Annotated in this window: 22 protein-coding genes; 14 read left to right on the plus strand and 8 right to left on the minus strand. The window is 43.8% G+C overall.

The window, feature by feature from the left end; translation table 11 throughout:
- Window positions 1-59 precede the first annotated feature (59 nt).
- The 6 genes from lptB to BCU94_RS05980 form a co-directional block, all read right to left on the minus strand.
- The gene (gene lptB / locus BCU94_RS05955) at window positions 60-791 is read right to left on the minus strand and encodes an LPS export ABC transporter ATP-binding protein (protein WP_076539182.1); all 732 of its coding nucleotides are present in this window, start codon (window positions 789-791) and stop codon (window positions 60-62) included.
- Window positions 791-1501, minus strand: coding sequence for a lipopolysaccharide transport periplasmic protein LptA (lptA, locus tag BCU94_RS05960; RefSeq protein ID WP_102440100.1), 711 nt, complete (start codon window positions 1499-1501; stop codon window positions 791-793). Before lptA ends, lptB begins: the two co-directional genes overlap by 1 nt.
- A complete protein-coding gene (gene lptC, locus BCU94_RS05965; protein WP_102475894.1) occupies window positions 1488-2048 on the minus strand; it encodes an LPS export ABC transporter periplasmic protein LptC in 561 nt (186 codons plus the stop codon). Before lptC ends, lptA begins: the two co-directional genes overlap by 14 nt.
- Window positions 2045-2611 (minus strand): 3-deoxy-manno-octulosonate-8-phosphatase KdsC, encoded by a 567-nt coding sequence (kdsC, locus tag BCU94_RS05970; protein WP_076539176.1) that lies wholly within the window; start codon window positions 2609-2611, stop codon window positions 2045-2047. The genes lptC and kdsC overlap by 4 nt, the downstream gene beginning before the upstream one ends.
- 1 nt (window position 2612) lies before the next feature.
- On the minus strand, window positions 2613-3590 hold the full coding sequence (locus tag BCU94_RS05975) for a KpsF/GutQ family sugar-phosphate isomerase (RefSeq protein ID WP_076539174.1): 978 nt from the start codon (window positions 3588-3590) through the stop codon (window positions 2613-2615).
- A 68-nt stretch (window positions 3591-3658) separates the two neighbouring features.
- Window positions 3659-4621: a calcium/sodium antiporter gene (locus BCU94_RS05980; protein WP_102440103.1), complete on the minus strand. Its 963-nt coding sequence runs from the start codon at window positions 4619-4621 to the stop codon at window positions 3659-3661.
- A 183-nt stretch (window positions 4622-4804) separates the two neighbouring features.
- On the opposite strand from BCU94_RS05980, the gene BCU94_RS05985 reads away from it, so the two are divergent.
- The 7 genes from BCU94_RS05985 to murA all read left to right on the plus strand — a co-directional run bounded on the left by BCU94_RS05985 (window position 4805) and on the right by murA (window position 9483).
- Window positions 4805-5632, plus strand: a complete 828-nt coding sequence (locus BCU94_RS05985) for an ATP-binding cassette domain-containing protein (protein ID WP_102440104.1) — start codon at window positions 4805-4807, stop codon at window positions 5630-5632.
- Complete coding sequence (mlaE, locus tag BCU94_RS05990; protein ID WP_102440105.1) at window positions 5619-6404, plus strand: lipid asymmetry maintenance ABC transporter permease subunit MlaE; 786 nt, start codon at window positions 5619-5621, stop codon at window positions 6402-6404. The genes BCU94_RS05985 and mlaE overlap by 14 nt, the downstream gene beginning before the upstream one ends.
- A gap of 73 nt (window positions 6405-6477) precedes the next feature.
- Window positions 6478-6951: an outer membrane lipid asymmetry maintenance protein MlaD gene (gene mlaD, locus BCU94_RS05995; protein ID WP_102440106.1), complete on the plus strand. Its 474-nt coding sequence runs from the start codon at window positions 6478-6480 to the stop codon at window positions 6949-6951.
- 30 nt (window positions 6952-6981) lie between these two features.
- Window positions 6982-7626 carry an ABC transporter substrate-binding protein gene (locus BCU94_RS06000; protein WP_241904965.1) on the plus strand — a complete coding sequence of 215 codons (645 nt, stop codon included), beginning with the start codon at window positions 6982-6984 and terminating at the stop codon, window positions 7624-7626.
- Window positions 7623-7919, plus strand: a complete 297-nt coding sequence (locus tag BCU94_RS06005) for an STAS domain-containing protein (RefSeq protein WP_076539162.1) — start codon at window positions 7623-7625, stop codon at window positions 7917-7919. Before BCU94_RS06000 ends, BCU94_RS06005 begins: the two co-directional genes overlap by 4 nt.
- A 25-nt stretch (window positions 7920-7944) precedes the next feature.
- Window positions 7945-8196 (plus strand): BolA family protein, encoded by a 252-nt coding sequence (locus tag BCU94_RS06010; RefSeq protein WP_076539160.1) that lies wholly within the window; start codon window positions 7945-7947, stop codon window positions 8194-8196.
- A gap of 27 nt (window positions 8197-8223) precedes the next feature.
- The gene (murA, locus tag BCU94_RS06015) at window positions 8224-9483 is read left to right on the plus strand and encodes a UDP-N-acetylglucosamine 1-carboxyvinyltransferase (protein ID WP_102440108.1); all 1260 of its coding nucleotides are present in this window, start codon (window positions 8224-8226) and stop codon (window positions 9481-9483) included.
- A gap of 110 nt (window positions 9484-9593) precedes the next feature.
- Here murA and degS read toward each other — a convergent pair whose 3' ends face one another.
- Both degS and BCU94_RS06025 read right to left on the minus strand, forming a co-directional pair.
- The gene (gene degS, locus BCU94_RS06020; RefSeq protein WP_102440109.1) at window positions 9594-10667 is read right to left on the minus strand and encodes an outer membrane-stress sensor serine endopeptidase DegS; all 1074 of its coding nucleotides are present in this window, start codon (window positions 10665-10667) and stop codon (window positions 9594-9596) included.
- 116 nt (window positions 10668-10783) lie between these two features.
- Entirely contained in the window at window positions 10784-12136 is a 1353-nt protein-coding gene (locus BCU94_RS06025; RefSeq protein WP_102440110.1) for a DegQ family serine endoprotease, read from the minus strand.
- Between the two features lie 233 nt (window positions 12137-12369).
- Between BCU94_RS06025 and zapE the strand changes: the two genes are divergently transcribed.
- The 7 genes from zapE to rnr all read left to right on the plus strand — a co-directional run bounded on the left by zapE (window position 12370) and on the right by rnr (window position 19641).
- Entirely contained in the window at window positions 12370-13482 is a 1113-nt protein-coding gene (zapE, locus tag BCU94_RS06030; protein WP_102440111.1) for a cell division protein ZapE, read from the plus strand.
- A gap of 242 nt (window positions 13483-13724) precedes the next feature.
- On the plus strand, window positions 13725-14156 hold the full coding sequence (gene rplM, locus BCU94_RS06035; RefSeq protein ID WP_076539151.1) for a 50S ribosomal protein L13: 432 nt from the start codon (window positions 13725-13727) through the stop codon (window positions 14154-14156).
- Between the two features lie 15 nt (window positions 14157-14171).
- A complete protein-coding gene (gene rpsI, locus BCU94_RS06040) occupies window positions 14172-14564 on the plus strand; it encodes a 30S ribosomal protein S9 (RefSeq protein ID WP_076539149.1) in 393 nt (130 codons plus the stop codon).
- Window positions 14565-14731: 167 nt separating this feature from the next.
- On the plus strand, window positions 14732-14920 hold the full coding sequence (locus BCU94_RS06045) for a DUF2065 family protein (RefSeq protein ID WP_102440112.1): 189 nt from the start codon (window positions 14732-14734) through the stop codon (window positions 14918-14920).
- Window positions 14921-14987: 67 nt separating this feature from the next.
- Complete coding sequence (locus BCU94_RS06050) at window positions 14988-16283, plus strand: adenylosuccinate synthase (RefSeq protein ID WP_076539144.1); 1296 nt, start codon at window positions 14988-14990, stop codon at window positions 16281-16283.
- 194 nt (window positions 16284-16477) lie between these two features.
- Window positions 16478-17131 (plus strand): SEL1-like repeat protein, encoded by a 654-nt coding sequence (locus tag BCU94_RS06055; protein ID WP_102440124.1) that lies wholly within the window; start codon window positions 16478-16480, stop codon window positions 17129-17131.
- Between the two features lie 35 nt (window positions 17132-17166).
- On the plus strand, window positions 17167-19641 hold the full coding sequence (rnr, locus tag BCU94_RS06060) for a ribonuclease R (RefSeq protein ID WP_102475896.1): 2475 nt from the start codon (window positions 17167-17169) through the stop codon (window positions 19639-19641).
- Window position 19642: the final 1 nt, after the last annotated feature.

Consider the following 19642-nt stretch of genomic DNA (forward strand, 5'->3'; position numbering starts at 1 on the left):
GACTAGATTAAGGTTTGTTGTTGGCCGCGAATGCCATACTAAAAACTGAATAGTGCTAACTATAGCTTGAATTGTTCACCTAAGTATACCGACCTAACTTGCTGATTGACTAAGATCTCAGCAGGTGTTCCTTCAGCAATCAAGTTTCCGTGACTCACAATATATGCTCGCTCACACACATCAAGTGTTTCACGGACATTATGGTCGGTAATTAGCACCCCTAAACCACGGCTTTTAAGTTGTTGAATAATTTTCTTGATGTCGATTACTGAGATAGGATCTACCCCTGCAAAAGGTTCATCTAATAAAATAAACTTAGGATTTGCCGCTAATGCGCGTGCAATTTCAACTCGGCGACGCTCGCCTCCCGATAACGCCATACCTTGGCTATCACGGATATGAGTTATGTTAAATTCTTCTAATAAATGTTCCAGTTCTTCAATGCGCTGCTCATTTGATAAGCTTTTGCGAGTTTGAAGCACTGCCATTATATTATCGTGTACTGTGAGCTTACGAAAAATACTGGCTTCTTGAGGTAAGTAGCCAATGCCTTTTCGGGCGCGCAAATGCATTGGATCTGCGGTTAAATCATCTTCATCGATCAGAATGCGGCCCTTATCACTTTTGACTAGGCCTACGACCATATAAAAGGTGGTGGTTTTACCCGCACCATTAGGGCCAAGTAAGCCAACAATTTGGCCGGTTTTTACCGTCAGGCTGACATCTTTTACTACCTGGCGACTTTTATAACTCTTAGCGAGATTTTCAGCGGTTAACGTAATTTGGGTCATTAGTCATTTTGCTCAGCTGCTGGGGCTGACAATGTCGCCTGCGCCTCAGCGTTAAGTGATTCAGTTACTTCGGGTGTTTCAGTTGAGTTCACAGCCTCTACAGCAGATAAATTGTTGTTTTCAATTATAGCTGGTGGCGTGTCATCACCGGGTTTAGCGCTGTCTGGTAAATGTGGTTGCTCATCTTTTTTCTTTTCAGAATCAATCAAGTCTGGGTGACTTTCTGGTTGAAAAATAGTGATAACCCGATCTTCACCAGTACCGGTGCTTTCAGCAATTAACTGCTGCTTTTCAATGTTGTAGCTAATTAGGTTACCAGTAACCTGGCTGCCAGCTTGGTCCAATTTAGCATTACCCGTTAAGGTTAAAATGCTAGTGGCAAGCTCATATTTAATTTCATCGGCACTGGCAGTACCAATACGGCCATCATCTAACTCTTGGGAAAATGTCGCAGGGTTACCTGTGGCAACCATGGTTTTTTGGGTGCCGCTTTCGGTGCCAAATGCGCGTAATTCGTCGGCATTAATGTTAATCGACCCTTGAGTCACATTAACTGGGCCATAGAAGATGACCTGATTGTTTTTTATGTCAGCTTTTTGGCTCACAGCTGCGACTTTAAGCTCTTGCTGTAAATCGCCTTCTTTTGCATAGGCGCTGGCAATACTGACTACACTGAGTAGTGAGGCAATCAAAAGTTTACTTTGCTTCATACGTTCCTTCTACTTGACTTAAAAGTTCAAGTTCTTGAGCATTTAAATCAGCATACAGGCCTAAACCTTGTATATTAAAATCTGACCCAGTAACAAAAATTTGTCTATCTGAGGTCAAAATCATGGTGTTCATATCGAGTGCCAACATGGTGGTTGTCAAAGATTGTAATGGCTCGTCGATGTTTATTGCATCAATAATAACATTATTTTCTAAAACTACTTTGCCTGTTTCATTATTCAGCTTGCCTAAATCTGCGCTTAATTGCCATTCGGCTTCACCATTTTCAGGATAAATAAGGTAGACAGGCTCAGTAAACATGGTTTCATTACTTTGCTGAAAGTGCTCCATGTATTTCGCTGAGACTCGGCTTTGCACTAAACCTTGCTCATTAAATTCAGTGGTGCGTAAGTCATTGGCGATAAAATCAGGGCGAGCAGGGGCTGGCAATGTACTTGCCTCCATCTGACTACGTTTAACTTGTACTTGCCAATAAAGGACTAAGGCTGCGCCAAAAAATCCGATAATAGCGAAGGTCACTCGGCTCATATACTCATTCCGTGGGCATTTTCAAACTTATCTTGGCTAAGTAATAGCAAATCGGTGAGTTCACGTAATGCGCCATTTCCGCCGTTAATGGTGGTGGTCATATGGCAATGTTGTTTAACATAAGGATGGCCATCAGCCACACAAACTGCAAGGCCAACCTGTTTCATCACAGGTAAGTCAACCATGTCATCACCAATATAGGCGACTTCATCTGGGCTAACGCCATAGGTATCTAACAGGCTTTGGTAAGGCACTAGTTTATCATCAACACCTTGATAAATATGAGTGACACCTAAAGCGGTCATTCTATTTTCCACAATGGCAGATTTACGCCCGGTTATCACAGCAACATGAATATTACTGGTTAAAATAGAGCGAATGCCATAACCATCACGGGTATGAAATGCTTTTAACTCTTCCCCTGCATTACTTAAATAAATACGGCCATCGGAAAATACCCCATCGACATCGCAAATAAGCAGCTTAATTTTTTTGGCTTTTTGCCAAACATCATCAGAGATTGGGCCGTAAAAACCTTGGTGCAGTGTTTCGTGTAATGACATGTTAAATGACTCCAGCTTTAACCATATCGAGCATGTTAAGTGCGCCGACTGGGCGTTGGTTCTCGTCTACGACAATTAAACCGTTAATACTTTTTTCTTCCATAATCTGTAATGCTTGCGCGGCTAAAATACCTGGGCTGATGGTAATGCAGTTGGTTGTCATTACATCGGCAATAGCGGTAGTACGCAGGTTCACTTCAGCATCGATGACGCGGCGTAAATCACCGTCAGTAAAGATCCCGACTAGCTTGTCTGCATTATCGATCACTGCAGTCATACCTAAACCTTTATTTGAGATCTCATATAGGGTTTCAGTAATGCAGAGCTCACTTTTCACCTGTGGAATATCAGCGCCTTTGTGCATTACATCGCTGACTTTAAGTAATAGTTTACGACCTAAAGATCCACCAGGGTGGGATAGGGCGAAATCATCACGGGTAAAGCCTTTCGCTTGCAATAATGCTACGGCCAAGGCGTCACCCATCACCAAGGTTGCGGTAGTGCTTGATGTTGGTGCTAGCCCTAATGGGCAGGCCTCTTCAGGCACTTCAATACATAAATGCAGTTTAGATAGCTTGGCCATATTGGATTCTGGTTTACCCGTAATCGCGATTACCGGGACACCCATGCGCTGTATAACGGGCATTAAGGTGAGAATTTCACTGGCTTCACCAGAATTTGATATGGCTAAAATAATATCATTTTTTGCCAGAGCGCCTAAGTCTCCATGGCTTGCTTCGCCAGGGTGAACAAAAAATGCAGGCGTGCCTGTGCTGGCGAGTGTGGCAGAAATCTTATTGCCAATGTGGCCAGATTTGCCCATGCCCATGACAATGACTTTGCCTTTACATTCTAAAATGAGTTCACAGGCTTGGCCAAACTCGTCTGAGTCTACATATTGATAAAGGTTATCTAATGCTGCCTTTTCAATATCAATGACTTGACGACCCCATTGGCGCAATTGTGTTTGTTCTGTCATATGTATCTCTCTATTGTCCAAAGCGATTTCGGGTTACGCTTTGGTGAGTCACACATCTTTATGCCCCATTATTGTGATTGAAATAAGACAACTTGGTACGCAATAAAGACGATTAATAAAAGGGCTCCATGCCAGCGAGTAAGCTGCTTTTTAGCGCCACTCGATAATACCAGTACTGCTAATGCGGTGCTGGTTGCTAGTACCATGTAAAAATCTCGACCGCTTGCATTTATGTCGATTTCACCTGGGGCAATCAGCCCTGGAATGGCCAGCACTGCTAAAATATTAAAAATGTTTGAGCCAACAATATTACCAATCGCGAGGTCGTCTTCTTTTTTTAGGACGCCAGCGATGCATGCTGCTAGTTCCGGTAAACTGGTGCCAATGGCAATAATGGTCAGGCCGATGACCAGATCTGACAAGCCAAATGTCTTGGCAATGCCTACCGCGCCTGTCACCATCCAGTCTGCCGAGAGTGGCAATAACACCATACCAACAATGATCCAGATAATAGCATGTAATGTGGGTACATTTTTAGGGATCTCTGCGTCAGACTCATCAGCTAGGACATCTTTTTTCTTATTTCGCATCGCGCTCCAAATGAAATAGCCCATCAAGGCGAAAAATGCGATTAATAATACCCCACCTTCAACACGGGTGAGCATGCCGTCGTGAATAAGGTAGCCAGCTAATACGGTTGCCGCAATCATGATTGGAATTTCACGCTTTAAGGTTTCTGAGCGAACTGAAATAGCCCCAAACAATGCGGTAACCCCTAATATCAAGGTGATGTTAGCCACGTTTGAGCCGAGCACGTTACCAATTGCAGTATCGCTCATGCCTTCCATTGATGCGGTGGCAGCAACCAGCATTTCTGGCGCTGAGCTGCCCATGGCCACAATGGTTAAACCGATTAACATTGGTGGCAGGCCTAAGTTTCTAGCAAAGGCGGCAGCTCCGTAAACAAAGCGATCTGCGCTCCAAACTAATGCGCCCAATCCGACGATGAGCATCATGATATTAAAAAGCATCTTGTTCCAATTATTTGAGTTATGGCGATATTTTTGTCAGATATTAACAAAAATCATCGCTATTGCGAAAATTGTTAGGGATTGTAACGCATGGTGATTGATTTGTTGTAGGTTCTTACACAATTTCGTACACTTCAGCTCTACATCTCGTTCTCTAGGAAGGCTATTATTTCCTCTATAGACATGTCTACTCCAAGTTTAGAGCCCACTAGGTCAGCCCTTGTAGAAGTTAAGAACATGGGCTTTAGCCGAGGGACTAAGGTTATCTTTGATGATATCAGTCTCAGCATTCCAACTGGCAAAGTGACCGCCATTATGGGGCCAAGTGGCATAGGTAAAACCACCTTACTTAAACTTATCGGCGGTCAATTAACCCCTGATAGTGGTGAGGTGCTTTTTGCTGGGCAAAACATTCACCAACTGAAGCGGCAACAATTATTTGAGCAGCGAAAGCGCATGAGTATGTTGTTTCAAAGTGGGGCGCTTTTTACCGATATGAATGTGTTTGATAATGTGGCGTTTGCGCTGCGTGAGCACTCAGGGTTAGCTGAAACTATTATTCGTAAGATTGTGTTGATGAAGCTGCAAGCCGTGGGGCTGCGGGGCGCCGCTCTGATGATGCCCAATGAGTTATCCGGCGGCATGCAGCGCCGAGTTGCATTGGCGCGGGCGATAGCACTTGAGCCTGAAATGATTTTGTATGACGAGCCTTTCGCCGGTCAAGATCCTATTTCGATGGCGGTGTTGGTGAAATTGATTGGCGAATTATCTGAAACATTGAGGCTGACTTCGGTGGTCGTGTCCCACGATGTGGATGCAGTATTGAGTATTGCCGACTATGTTTATGTTATCGCCGAGAAAAAAGTAATCGCTTCAGGCACGCCTGCTGAATTACGGGCTTCAACCAATCCACAAATTGAGCAATTTATTCATGGAGCACCCGATGGGCCGGTGGCTTTTCATTATCCAGCTGAAGACTATCAACAGGAGATGTTAAGTGGACGTGATTAACTTTATCAGTAATATTGGCCGCTTTGCTTTGGATTTTATTTCAGGTCTAGGCCGAGCAGGGCTGATGTTATGGGGCGCTATTGCCCGTTGGCCGAATGTTAAAAAAGATATTGGCTTAATCACCAAGCAAGTTTATGTGTTGGGTGTTCGCTCCATGGTGATCATCATAGTCTCTGGCCTGTTCATCGGTATGGTGCTGGCATTACAAGCTTATACGGTACTGGCTGATTTTGGCACGGTCGAAAGCCTAGGGCCCATGGTGGCATTGAGCTTATTAAGAGAGCTTGGTCCTGTGGTTGCGGCATTACTTTTTGCAGGGCGCGCAGGCTCGGCATTAACCGCTGAAATTGGCTTAATGAAGTCAACCGAGCAGTTATCAAGCTTAGAGATGATGGCGGTTGACCCTTTACACCAAATCATAGCGCCACGTTTTTGGGCGGGGGTTATCACCCTGCCATTATTAGTGATGATGTTTTGTCTTGTTGGCATTATCGGCGGTCATTTAGTGGGAGTTGAATGGAAAGGCATTGATAGCGGCTCTTTTTGGTCAATTCTGCAAGCATCGGTTGAGTGGCGCCAAGATATTGTAAATTGTTTAATCAAAAGTGTGCTTTTTGGCGTAGTGGTAACCTGGATATCTTTATATCGTGGTTATGAAGTCATTCCCAACCCCGAAGGCATTAGCCGAGCGACCACATCCACTGTGGTTCAGGCGAGTTTAGCAGTGTTAGCGCTCGATTTTTTACTGACAGCGATTATGTTCGGCAATTGATGTTAACTGCTGAGTGTTAGCGGGAGGTAAGTTGGGTAAATTTTGCATTCATTAATTAAAGTGGTTTAGTCGTATGTTGACACGGAAAATAGAGTTATTGGTTGGATTGTTCTTATTGTCAGGCTTAGTGGCATTTTGTGTGCTGGTATTTAATGTGGCCAATGTTGAGCTTAAGCCTAATCAGGCAACTTACAGTTTACACGCTGAATTTAGCAATATCGGTGGCTTAAAAGTACGCTCGCCAGTGAAAGTGGGCGGGGTGGTTGTCGGAAGGGTAACTGATATTCAGCTCGACCCCAAAAAGCTTGTACCGATAGTGAGCATCACTATGGATAAGCAATATGATCAATTTCCAGAGACCAGCAGCTTATCGATTTTAACTGCAGGTTTATTGGGTGAGCAGTTTTTGGGGTTAACCCCAGGCTTTATGGATGATGATATTGAGATGCTCGCTGATGGCGATAAAATTTATGACACGCGCTCAGCATTAGTACTGGAAGACTTAATCGGTCAGTTAATCTATAGCATGTCATCGGATGATAAGTAGGAGCGGTATATGAAGCAGTTTATTCGCGTTATGTTAAGTGTCTTTTTATGGTTAAGCATCAGCCCGCTTGGTGCTGCAGAGCTGACGACTGATGACATAGATACCCGTGATCCGTTCAAGCTAGTGCAGCAAGTATCAGAGAAAACCTTTGCGCGTTTTGATAAAGACAAAGCCCTCATTGACAATGATTTAAGCTATTTAAAAGTTATCGTTCGCGAAGAGCTTATGCCCTATGTTGATTATAAATACGCCGCGTATAAAGTGATGGGGCAATACCTGCGTGACACGACTCCTGAACAACGTCAGCGGTTTGTGGATGCTTTTGAAGGTTATTTAGTGGCTACCTATGCCCAAGCCTTTACTGAGTACACTGGTCAGCAAGTACAGTTTTTCCCGGCTGCTGATTTTAGTAACGAGAAAATGATCGATGTCCGCGTCGAAATTATTGAAGATGGTCGCCCGCCCATTAAAGTGGTGTTTAAAGCCAGACGTCTAAAAGATGACAGCTGGAAAGCGTTTGATTTGGTGGCGGAAGGCGTGAGTTTACTGGCGTCAAAGCAATCAGAAATTTCCAATTTAATTCGCCAAAAAGGCGTCGATAAGGTCATCGACATGCTTTATGAGCGCACCAACCAAAATATTCGCTTAGATCAGGACGAGGGCAATGCTGCGTGATTGAATTTTCACAGCAAGGTGATATTTGTCACCTAAAAGGGCAATTAACTCAGGTTGAGGTCAGAGAATTGTGGCCAAATCAACAACAATTGTTTACTGATACGACTCAAGTGTTAGACTTGTCTGCTTTAGAGTATGTTGACAGTGCAGGCGTGGCCTTATTGCTTGAACTAATATGTTTAGGTCATTGTCATGGGGACAACACTCAGCCAAGGAGCTTGGCTAATCCGAGTAAGCATCTAAAAAAACTTATCGAGTTGTATGATTTAGAGTCCTTTTTCATAGAACAATAGCATTGAATTTAAGGTAGCACATTTCATGGATTGCAAAGTAATTGAGCAGATTTTATCAGAGGCGTTAACCCTAGATGAAGTACATGTGACTTCAGATGGTAGCCACTACAAAGTGGTTGCAGTTGGCGAAATGTTCGACGCTATGAGTAAAGTGAAGCAGCAGCAGACCATTTATGCACCACTGAATGAACATATTGCCAGTGGTGAGTTACATGCGCTTACTATCAAGACTTTTACGCCGACTCAGTGGAAGCGTGAAAAATTATTTAATATGTAAGCGTAATACTGAGTGTAGAGAATTAGTGTGGATAAATTAACAATACAAGCCAGCAAGCCCCTTGCCGGAGATGTGACCATCTCTGGCGCCAAGAATGCGGCTTTGCCGATCCTGTTTGCTGGTGTTTTAGCTGAAACTGACTTTAATATTTCGAATGTACCTAACCTTCGCGATGTAAAAACAACCTGTGAATTACTTCGCTGCCTTGGTGCTGATGTCACTGAGTTAGGCAATAGCCAATATCGGATCTCAACCACTAATCTCAAAGAGTTTTGTGCGCCATACGATTTGGTTAGAACCATGCGCGCCTCTATTTTGATTTTAGGGCCGTTACTGGCTCGATTTGGTACCGCTGATGTTTCATTGCCTGGTGGCTGCGCGATTGGCGCAAGACCTGTGAACTTGCATTTGCAAGGGCTAGAGCAAATGGGCGCTACTATTGAGGTAAAAGAAGGTTATATTAAAGCCAGAGTTGATGGCCGCTTAAAAGGCGCGCATATCTTTATGGATATGGTCAGCGTTGGTGCCACTGAAAACCTATTGATGGCTGCGACCTTAGCTGATGGTGAAACCATTATTGAAAATGCCGCTCGCGAACCTGAAATTAATGATTTAGCACATTGCTTAATTGCAATGGGCGCAAAAATTACCGGTGTTGGCAGCGCAACCTTGCGTATTCAAGGGGTTGAGAAACTCTCTGGTTGTAACCACAGAGTGATGCCTGATCGCATCGAAACCGGCTCATTTTTAGTGGCTGCAGCCGTGACGCGCGGAAAAATTCGCTGTCTAAGCGCTGATCCTTCAAGCCTAGAAGCAGTTCTGGCAAAACTTGAAGATGCTGGCGCGGTGATTAATACTGGCGACGATTGGATTGAACTTGATATGCAAGGCAAGCGCCCTAAAGCGGTTAATATTAAAACTGCGCCATATCCTGCTTTTCCGACGGACATGCAAGCGCAATTTTGTGTGTTAAACGCATTAGCTGAAGGCACCAGTCATGTGACTGAAACGATTTTTGAAAATCGTTTTATGCATGTACCTGAGTTAAGCCGTATGGGCGCTGAAATGGAGCTAGAGGGTAACACCTGCATCATTAATGGTATTGAGCGCATGAACGGTGCGCAAGTGATGGCGACAGATTTACGCGCTTCAGCGAGTTTAGTGATTGCAGGCCTTATGGCTGACGGTACGACAACCGTTGATCGTATATATCACTTAGATCGTGGTTATGAGCATATCGAAGAGAAGTTTAAAGCCATCGGCGGTGAAGTGGTTCGTATTGCATAAGCTGTAGATTGCTTAAGTTGTTTGCCAAAGCTTTATAGTAAAGAATAAAAAGTCAGTTACCTAAGGTAGCTGACTTTTTTATGATTAAATGGTTAAGTTGTAATTTGTGCTTAAGGTTCGACAGCCTTCTCACCAATAATCACTGGCACATCATAAGACTTACCTTCGCGGATGATGGTCATTGTGATGCTATCTCCGGGCGCTGTTTCAGCAATTCTATCCATCAGCATTTCAACCCCAGGAACACTCTCTTCTGCATAAGCGATAATCACATCTCTTGGACGCAGTTTCGCATCTGCCGCAGGCCCTTTGGGATCAACAGCGGTGACCAATACGCCTTTTAAATCCGGTAAGTTGAGGATTTGCGCCATAACAGGGCTTAACGGCTCGCCTGAAATCCCTAACGCGCCACGAATAACGCGGCCATTTTTAATCAACTTTCCCATAATGCTGTGAGCCAGTTTAATTGGGATGGCAAAGTTAATACCGTGCCCGCCACCTTCATCACCGATTTGAAATGCCGCAGTATTAATACCAATTAGTTCGCCAGTGGTGTCGATAAGTGCACCGCCAGAGTTACCGGCATTAATGGCTGCATCGGTTTGTAAGAAATCAAGATAGCCTGAACTTAAGCCGTTTCGGCCGGTTGCACTGATAATACCTTGGGTAATGGTTTGGCCTAAGTTGTAAGGGTTACCAATGGCAAGTACCACATCGCCCACTTGTGCAGGTTTGGATAAATTGATCGGCACGATAGGTAGATTATCGCCTTCAATTTTAAGGACCGCTAAATCGGTGACTGGATCTGAACCGACAACTTCTGAGGTAAATTTTCGGCCATCTTGTAGCGCGATAACAATTTCATCGGCTTTTTTAATTACATGGTAATTGGTTAAAATGTAGCCTTCTTTACTCATGATAACCCCAGAACCCAAGCCTTGAAGCGAGCTTGAATTTAATGGGCTATTTTGATCTAAACTAAGGCTATAAATATTGACCACAGCAGGGGCTGCTCGACGAACGGCTTTAGCAAAGGATAAGTCATTGTGGTGCTGGGTAGTGGTTAAGCCATTATTGAAATTACTGTTGTTGGTTATCGAAGTAACAAATATGAAAGCGGCCGCCATGACTAATCCAAATGCCACAGCTTTGGTCAAATATAAAATTGTGTCTTTGAAATTCATTGGCTGACTAAATTATGAAAAAGTACCCAAGATATTATCATGATTAAAAAAATTAAGCATCGTAACAGGGCTACGATGCTTATTGGGTAAAACAACAGGGTTTATTCGGTGCTGCTTTAACGCAGTACCAAGTAAAGCAGCTTATTGTCACGCAATATTTTCAATGCGACCGCGCCTTGCTGAGTCTTTAGCTGCTCTTTTAAGTCTTTAAGGCTTTTTACTTTACTGCGATTTAGCCCGACAATTAAATCGCCTTTCTCGAGTCCATTTCTGGCGGCTGGCGATCCTTGAGCCACTTCAGCAATTTCAATACCTTTACGGCTATTACTTAACTCAGCCCCTTCAAGCATTGGGTGTAATGCATCAGCACTGGTGCCTGAACTGCTATTTGACTCACCAAGGGTGACATTAATGGTTTCATTATCACCATCGCGAATGATGCCAATTTTAACTTTAGCACCAGCGCCCATAGTGGCGACCTTTGCTCGCAAGGCTTGGAAGTTTTTAATCTGCTTACCATTGACACTGACAATGATGTCACCCGCTTCTATACCTGCTTTGTCTGCGGCGCTATCAGGCATGACTTCACTAATAAAACCGCCATGCTGGGTTTCTAGACCAAATGCTTTGGCCAATTCGTTATCTAAGTCTCGGCCCATAACGCCAAGCACGCCACGTTTAACTTCACCATGCTCAATAATTTGATTAATTAGGTTGTTAACCATATTAGCCGGAATAGCAAAGCCAATACCGACGTTGCCACCACCGGGGGCCACAATGGCGGTATTAATACCGATTAACTCACCGTTAAGATTAACCAAGGCGCCGCCTGAGTTACCACTATTAATCGCGGCGTCAGTTTGGATAAAGTTCTCCAGCATTTCAATCCCTAAACCGCTACGGCCCAAGGCGCTAACAATACCTGAAGTCACGGTTTGCCCTAAACCAAATGGGTTACCAATGGCGATAGCAAAATCGCCGACACGGATATCATCAGAGTTGGTTTGTTTCACTTGGGTAAGGTTTTTCGCTTCTATTTGTAATAGCGCAATATCAGATTCAGGATCTGAGCCAATGAGTTTTGCGTCAATCTCACGGCCATCATGCAGACCAATTTTAATTTCATCAGCACCATTAATAACGTGGTTATTCGTGACGATGTAACCCTCTTTGGCGTTAATGATGACCCCTGATCCTAAGCCTCTAAAAGGGCGTTCACGCACTTGTTCTTGGGGGGCGTTAGGGCCAAAGAAATATCGAAACACATCGGGAATTTGTTGTTTAGAGGTTTGGGTGCCGCTGACTGCAACAGAGACGACAGCGGGAGTTGTTTTTTCTAGCATGGGAGCGAGGCTAGGTAGCGCTTGACCATTAACAGTTTGTGGAATTGCAGCTTGGGACAACGCCGGCATTAACGATAAAGAGGCGGATAATATCGCTGCTGAAACTAAGGTTAATTTGGGTTTCATTGTTTCTTGCTCCTTGAAAATTAATCTTTGCTTATACACATATTATGGGTGACTGGCGTAAATACAACTTCAGTTTAGCTGTATTGACTATATAACCTCGGAGTGTTCTAAGTTTCAATAAGTTCAGCCATCATTAACAAAGGTTAATTTTTATGTGGTTTACCGTTACGCCGGCTAAGGGTGATATGTTATGGTTGTGTGGAATTTTCAGCAGTATATAGAGAGTAGTCCCCGTGTCGCAGTTAAGCCCTTGGCAGCATTACCAGCAAGATTTAACCCGTGAAGGTTTCTCCCATGATTTAGCCCAAGAGCAAGCGGTAAAGTCATTGCAACGTGTTTATGAAGAACTTATCGCAGCCGATGTTCAGCAGTCCTCATTGAGTCGGCTTTTAGGTTCAATCGGCCTTAAAAAATCAGCCCCTAGCGTCAAAGGTTTATATTTATGGGGCGGAGTAGGTCGTGGTAAAACTTACTTGATGGATACTTTTTTTGATGCGCTGCCAACAGAGAAAAAACTGCGGGCCCACTTTCATCGCTTTATGCACCAGCTACACCATGACTTAGGCGAACTTGACGGTGTTCAGGACCCATTAATTACTATTGCTAACAAAATGGCGCAGCAATATAACATCATATGTTTCGATGAATTTTTTGTTTCTGACATTACCGATGCCATGTTATTGGGCACCTTGTTCCAACACTTATTTAAAGAAGGGGTCGCGTTAGTGGCCACCTCAAACATCATTCCCGATGACCTCTATAAAAATGGCTTACAGCGCGCAAGATTTTTACCCGCAATCGCCTTAATAAACCAAAACTGCGAAATCCTTAATGTGGATTCGGGTATTGATTATCGCTTACGAACCCTTGAGCAAGCTGAGATTTACCACTACCCACTGGATGAGCAGGCTGACACCAACTTGTTAAGCTATTTTGCCCAGCTTGCTCCAGAATCAGAAGTATTCACTGACGCCATTGAAATTGAAGGCCGTGAGGTGAATATTCGCCAGCAATCCCAAGGGGTGCTATTGGCCAACTTTAGAGACTTATGTGACGGCCCTCGATCCCAGCGCGACTATATGGAAGTGGCTCGTTTGTACCATACCGTTCTATTAAGTGGGCTTGAACAAATGGGCTCAGCCACAACCGGTGATGATATTGCTCGGCGATTTCTCGCGATGGTAGATGAATTTTATGAGCGTAATGTGAAGTTAATTATTTCTGCTGAAGTTTCATTAGAAGATATTTACACAGATGGTTTACTCAGTTTTGAGTTTAGACGCTGCCGCTCAAGATTGATTGAAATGCAATCACATGACTATTTAATGTTGGAGCATTTACCATAAATAGTTATTGAGGGATGAAATCAGCTAAAGCACCAGAGAAGTTTTTTAGAAAACTATCAGAAATTAGGTGATTTTTAACTCAGCTTTGTCTATAATCCGCCACCTGCCCTCGTTACTCCACCGAATTTGGGTGGACGATTTAAACCAATTTCAGCTCGAAGGGGCTTTGAAATGGTCATTGTGTTGTTTGCATTCCGCATTCAGCATTGAGACAGAATTTTAAACATTGGGTTTTTGTAAAAATGAAGACTACATTTACTGCTACACCAGAAACAGTCACACGTGACTGGTTCGTCGTTGATGCCGAAGGTAAAACTTTAGGTCGTATCGCTACTGAAATTGCTACTCGTTTACGTGGTAAGCACAAGCCAGAGTATACTCCTCATGTTGACACTGGTGACTACATCATCGTTATTAACGCTGAGAAAGTTACTGTGACTGGTAACAAAGCTAAAGGCAAAATTTACTACTCACATACAGGTTTCATCGGTGGTATTAAGCAGATTTCTTTTGAAAAGCTGCAAGATCATAAGCCTGAAATGATTATCGAGAAAGCAGTTAAGGGTATGTTACCAAAAGGTCCTTTGGGCCGTGCTATGTTCCGTAAGCTTAAAGTTTACGCTGGCACTGAACATAACCATGCTGCACAACAACCTCAAGTTCTTGATATCTAATACGGGAGTAAGCTAATGTCTGCAACTCAGTACTACGGCACTGGCCGTCGTAAAACATCAACTGCTCGCGTATTCGCTAAAGCAGGTAGTGGTCAAATCGTTGTTAACCAACGTCCACTAGATGTATATTTTGGTCGTGAAACTGCTCGCATGGTTGTTCGTCAGCCTCTAGAGCTAGTTGAAATGACTGACAAACTTGACATCTATGTAACTGTTAAGGGCGGTGGAACCACTGGCCAAGCAGGTGCAATTCGTCACGGTATTACTCGTGCATTGCTTCAGTTAGACGAAGCTCTACGTCCTTCTTTACGTTCTGCTGGTTTCGTTACCCGTGATGCTCGTAAAGTTGAGCGTAAGAAAGTTGGTCTACGTAAAGCACGTCGTAAGCCACAATTCTCAAAACGTTAATACGTTTTCAGAATTCAAAAAACCCAGCTATATGCTGGGTTTTTTATTGGCTTTTTTTAGGTAAAAACGCCAATTAGTCATTCGATGTAATGCGATGACCGCTTAGAAGCGTTATGGTGTAGTCGATGTTTTTTGCTAATGTGTAAACCAAATAGTGGAACTAGACCATGAATTTTCAAATGTTGATGTTTGCCATGGGGCTTGTTTTGGTACTTGAAGGTATCGGACCCTTATTATTTCCGCTGCAATGGAAAAAATATTTAGCCGAATTTTCGATGCAAAATAAGAATAATCTCAGGCGGTTAGGTGGCTGCCTAGTCTCTGCCGGCATAGTACTATTAATAATTTTCGCATAAAATACTTGCATATTACCCCCCTAAATCTGTTAAAATTCGCCTTTATACCGCAACCTTGCAGCAGACGATGGGCAAAAACGTAGTAGTACTCGGCACTCAATGGGGTGACGAAGGAAAAGGTAAGATTGTCGACCTTCTAACAGAACAGGCAAAATATGTAGTTCGTTACCAAGGCGGCCACAATGCTGGTCATACTCTGGTAATTGACGGCGATAAAACCGTACTTCACTTAATTCCGTCAGGGATTTTACGTGATAATGTGAAATGCATTATCGGTAATGGTGTGGTATTGGCTCCTGATGCTTTGATGAAAGAGATCAACATGCTTAAAGAGCGTGGAGTTCCTGTCGAAGAGCGTCTTCTTATTTCAGAAGCATGTCCACTGATCCTACCTTTCCATTGTGCTCTTGATGTAGCTCGCGAAAAAGCGCGCGGCAATCAAGCTATCGGTACAACGGGTCGTGGTATTGGTCCAGCTTATGAAGATAAAATTTCTCGTCGTGGTCTACGCGTTGGTGATTTATTCAATGCAGAGTTATTCGCAGTTAAATTAAAAGAAGTGATGAAATATCACAACTTTATGCTGACTGAATACTATGACTGTGACGCAGTTGATTATCAAACTACCCTTGATGATGCATTAGCAATTGCTGATTATCTTAAGAGTATGTGTACTGATGTTACTGAATTACTTGATACAGCCCGTAAAGCGGGTGAGCCTATCTTGTTTGAAGGTGCACAAGGTACATTACTTGATATCGACCATGGTACATACCCATATGTGACTTCATCAAACACTACAGCAGGTGGCGTCGCTACCGGTTCTGGTTTTGGTCCTCGTCACTTAGATTATGTTCTAGGTATCATGAAAGCTTACACTACACGTGTAGGTGCAGGTCCTTTCCCAACAGAGCTTGAGAATGAGATCGGTGATTACTTAGGTCATAAAGGCCAAGAGTTTGGTGCAACTACTGGTCGTAAACGTCGTCCAGGTTGGTTAGATGCTGTGGCAATGCGCCGTGCAGTTCAAATCAACAGTGTTAGCGGCTTCTGCCTAACTAAACTTGACGTTCTTGACGGTCTTGAAGAAGTTAAGATCTGTGTTGGTTACCAGTATCCTGATGGAACTGTAGAAACTGTCACACCACTTGCAGCTGAAGGTTACGAACAGGTTACTCCTGTATTCGAAACTATGCCTGGCTGGAGTGAGTCTACCTTTGGTGCGACTTCAATTGAGCAACTGCCACAAGCAGCGCTTAATTATATTGCTCGTATCGAAGAGTTACTTGAAGCGCCTGTTGATATCGTATCAACCGGTCCTGACAGAAACGAGACAATCGTATTAGTTAATCCATTTAACTAACACATAAAAAGGCCGCTATTTAGCGGCCTTTTTAATATGCAGAATTAACAAACCTTAGACGATAAAATTGAAACTGTAACTCCGCGCAATTTCTCTTCTTTTTACTGCTTTTTTAAAATCATTTTGGCAATTCAAATAACCACTAAATATTGTTGTTTGTGCAGTTAATACTCAAGATATAGGCTATAATGCCGATGCATAGAGTAACTAAAGTGTCATTGAGAATCGTTATGCTGCGTTTATGTTTGTTGGTGTTGTGCTTACTGCCGAATTTAGCTGTTGCTGAATTAACCGCGGTGGATATCTATGGTGATGAGCAATTAATTAAATTGATCCGCAATGATGTTTATTTAAAGCAAGTTAAACGCGATGACTGCCAACTAGTGCAAGATATTGAAGCTAGAGCAGAAGTACTCCAGCAGCCCATGTATCAGTTTTTATGGGCCGAAATGCTCAACCATGGTGTGTGTGTAGATAAACACGCTTCCCGTGGCATGGCGTTATTACAAACTGCTGCAGAGCAAGGTAGCGCTGAGGCGATGCTGAAACTGGCCGAATATTACTATCACGGTGAAATGGTAGTGCAAGACAAAAATCGAGCAGTGCAATATGTGATGCCGGCAGCAGCCAATGGCGATCTGCCTGCAAGATTGATGTTAGTTCGCCTATACGGCGAAGGTTATGGTAGCCCTGTTGATTATCAATTAGGTTACCATTGGTTATATAACAGCGTATTTAATGATGCCGCGACACAGAAAAAAGCCACATCATTATTGCAGATGTTAGCCGCTAAAATGCCCGCCAGTATAATAGAGCGAGCACAGCAGCCACAGCTGCACAACCGCTAAGACTCCCACGAGGGAGTAAATTATTTGGAAATTGAATGATCATCGATCCTCATTTTGAGAGAGAGCAAGACAAGTACGAAAACCCAATCCCAAGCCGTGAATACATACTAGAGTATTTGCGTGAGCAAAAGTCACCTGTCACCAGAGAACATATCGCCGCCGCGCTAAAAATGGTTGATGAAGACCACTTAGAAGCGTTAAGAAGACGACTGCGCGCCATGGAGCGTGATGGGCAACTGGTTTATACCCGTGGCCATAGTTATGGTCTTCCTGAAAAAATGGATCTGCTTACCGGTACGATTATCGGCCATCGTGATGGTTTCGGATTTTTTAAATCTGATGAAGGCGGTGACGATCTCTTTATTAATAATCGTGATATGCAGATGTATTTTCACGGTGATAAAGTGTTGGCGCAAAAAGCAGGTTCCGATCGCCGTGGACGACGTGAAGCGCGTATCGTTCGTTTAGTGCAGCAGCGCAGCGCGCCATTAGTCGGCCGTTATCATGTTGATGCTGGCATGGCATTTGTGATTGCCGATGACAGACGAATTACCCAAGAAATCTTGATTGCCAAAGAAGACGCTAATGGCGCCAGAGCTGGCGACGTTGTTGTGCTTGAATTAACCCGTCGTCCTGGACGATTTGTTAAAGCGGCAGCCAAAGTGACCGAAGTGCTCGGTAAAACAATGGCGCCAGGTATGGAAATTGAAATTGCTCTGCGCAATTACGATTTGCCTCACAAATGGTCAGCTGTTATTGAGAAAAAACTTAAGCGCATTCCGGATGAAGTCCCAGAGTCAGATAAACAAGGTCGCGTCGATTTAAGACATTTACCCTTAGTGACCATTGATGGCGAAGATGCCCGCGATTTTGACGATGCTGTTTATGCCGAAACTAAACCTAGCGGTGGCTGGCGTTTATGGGTCGCTATTGCTGATGTAAGTCACTATGTGCGTACAGACTCGGCATTAGATGATGAAGCGAGATCCCGTGGTAACTCAGTGTATTTTCCATCGCAAGTTATCCCGATGCTACCAGAGAAAATCTCTAATGGTTTGTGTTCACTAAATCCCCATGTTGATCGCCTTTGTATGGTGGCTGAGATGACCATTTCAGCTGCGGGTAAACTATCGGGTTATAAGTTTTATCCGGCAGTGATGCACTCACATGCGCGTTTTACTTACACGCAAGTGGCAGCCATGCTAGAAGGTGGCAAGATTGCCCCTGAGCATGAAGCTTTGTTCCCGCATCTTCAGTGTTTACAGTCGTTATATTTAACCTTAAATGAGCGCCGCGCAGAACGTGGGGCGATTGCGTTTGAAACCGTTGAAACCCAGTTTGTGTTTAACGAGCAACGTAAAATTGAAGCAATTGTGCCCCGTAGCCGTAATCAGGCACATAAAATCATTGAAGAATGTATGATTTTAGCCAACGTCGCTTCAGCTAAGTTCGTCAAAAAGCATAAAGGTGAAGTGTTATACCGTGTGCATGAGTCACCTTCAGAAACCAAGTTGGCAAACTTCAAAGAGTTTCTGGCAGAACGCGGTTTATCAATGAATGGCGGCACTGAACCTACGCCGTCAGATTATCAGGACTTAATGCTGAAAATTGCAGATAGACCGGATGCTGAATTGATCCAGGTAATGTTACTGCGCTCAATGAGACAAGCGATATACACCCCTGATAATGACGGTCACTTTGGCTTGGCATTAGAAGAGTATTCACACTTTACCTCGCCTATTCGTCGTTACCCTGACTTAGTCTTACATCGCGTTATCCGTTATTTGTTAGCGGCAGAGCAAGGTGAGATGAAGCAGAAGTGGACCCCAGAAGGTGGCTACCATTATCTACTTGAAGAGCTAGATAAACTGGGCGAAGAGTGTTCAACTACTGAGCGCCGTGCAGATGAAGCCACACGTGATGTCAGCGACTGGCTCAAATGTGAATACATGCAAGATCATGTTGGTGATGAATTTGAAGCTGTCATTGCTTCAGTGACCAATTTTGGTTTGTTTGTACGTTTAAAGGATTTGTATATCGATGGCTTAGTGCATATCTCAAGCTTAGTCAGCGATTATTATCAGTTTGACCCAATGCGTCAGCGTTTGATTGGCGAAAACACCCGCAAGGTTTATCAAGTGGGTGACGAGGTCAATGTCAAAGTTGCCGCGGTTAACTTAGATGATCGTCAAATCGATCTGATCATGATTGGTGATCACGGTAAGAGCCGTAAGAAAGCCAATAAGAAGCCATTAACAGCCAGAGAAAGAGCCAATCTTGAAGGCGCTAAAATGGGCGCATCAGCAAAAGGTGAGCCAGCTGCAGAGTCGCCAGCAAAGGGGCGTTCTGGCAAAGCGGGTAAAAGCACAGCGGGCAAAGCGAAAAAATCTGCCACTAAAGGCGGAAAAAAGCGCAAGCCTGCAGCTAAAGCTGCAAATAGTTCAGCGGCTGGTGTAACATCACCGGCTGCTAAAAAACCATCGACTAAAGCAAAGCGCAAGAGAAAATAAG

It is taken from the genome of Shewanella sp. 10N.286.52.C2, assembly GCF_002874545.1.
Taxonomy (GTDB): domain Bacteria; phylum Pseudomonadota; class Gammaproteobacteria; order Enterobacterales; family Shewanellaceae; genus Shewanella.

What these genes read in the sequence shown, in the direction of transcription:
- BCU94_RS05975 (WP_076539174.1), bottom strand. Translation starts at nt 3,590, where the DNA reads ATGACAGAACAAACACAATTGCGCCAATGGGGTCGTCAAGTCATTGAT.
- rnr (WP_102475896.1), top strand. Translation starts at nt 17,167, where the DNA reads ATGATCATCGATCCTCATTTTGAGAGAGAGCAAGACAAGTACGAAAAC.
- lptA (WP_102440100.1), bottom strand. Translation starts at nt 1,501, where the DNA reads ATGAAGCAAAGTAAACTTTTGATTGCCTCACTACTCAGTGTAGTCAGT.
- rpsI (WP_076539149.1), top strand. Translation starts at nt 14,172, where the DNA reads ATGTCTGCAACTCAGTACTACGGCACTGGCCGTCGTAAAACATCAACT.
- BCU94_RS06055 (WP_102440124.1), top strand. Translation starts at nt 16,478, where the DNA reads ATGCATAGAGTAACTAAAGTGTCATTGAGAATCGTTATGCTGCGTTTA.
- lptC (WP_102475894.1), bottom strand. Translation starts at nt 2,048, where the DNA reads ATGAGCCGAGTGACCTTCGCTATTATCGGATTTTTTGGCGCAGCCTTA.
- kdsC (WP_076539176.1), bottom strand. Translation starts at nt 2,611, where the DNA reads ATGTCATTACACGAAACACTGCACCAAGGTTTTTACGGCCCAATCTCT.
- BCU94_RS06000 (WP_241904965.1), top strand. Translation starts at nt 6,982, where the DNA reads ATGTTAAGTGTCTTTTTATGGTTAAGCATCAGCCCGCTTGGTGCTGCA.
- BCU94_RS06050 (WP_076539144.1), top strand. Translation starts at nt 14,988, where the DNA reads ATGGGCAAAAACGTAGTAGTACTCGGCACTCAATGGGGTGACGAAGGA.
- BCU94_RS06045 (WP_102440112.1), top strand. Translation starts at nt 14,732, where the DNA reads ATGAATTTTCAAATGTTGATGTTTGCCATGGGGCTTGTTTTGGTACTT.
- lptB (WP_076539182.1), bottom strand. Translation starts at nt 791, where the DNA reads ATGACCCAAATTACGTTAACCGCTGAAAATCTCGCTAAGAGTTATAAA.
- degS (WP_102440109.1), bottom strand. Translation starts at nt 10,667, where the DNA reads ATGAATTTCAAAGACACAATTTTATATTTGACCAAAGCTGTGGCATTT.
- BCU94_RS05985 (WP_102440104.1), top strand. Translation starts at nt 4,805, where the DNA reads ATGTCTACTCCAAGTTTAGAGCCCACTAGGTCAGCCCTTGTAGAAGTT.
- mlaD (WP_102440106.1), top strand. Translation starts at nt 6,478, where the DNA reads ATGTTGACACGGAAAATAGAGTTATTGGTTGGATTGTTCTTATTGTCA.
- BCU94_RS06025 (WP_102440110.1), bottom strand. Translation starts at nt 12,136, where the DNA reads ATGAAACCCAAATTAACCTTAGTTTCAGCAGCGATATTATCCGCCTCT.
- BCU94_RS05980 (WP_102440103.1), bottom strand. Translation starts at nt 4,621, where the DNA reads ATGCTTTTTAATATCATGATGCTCATCGTCGGATTGGGCGCATTAGTT.
- BCU94_RS06010 (WP_076539160.1), top strand. Translation starts at nt 7,945, where the DNA reads ATGGATTGCAAAGTAATTGAGCAGATTTTATCAGAGGCGTTAACCCTA.
- rplM (WP_076539151.1), top strand. Translation starts at nt 13,725, where the DNA reads ATGAAGACTACATTTACTGCTACACCAGAAACAGTCACACGTGACTGG.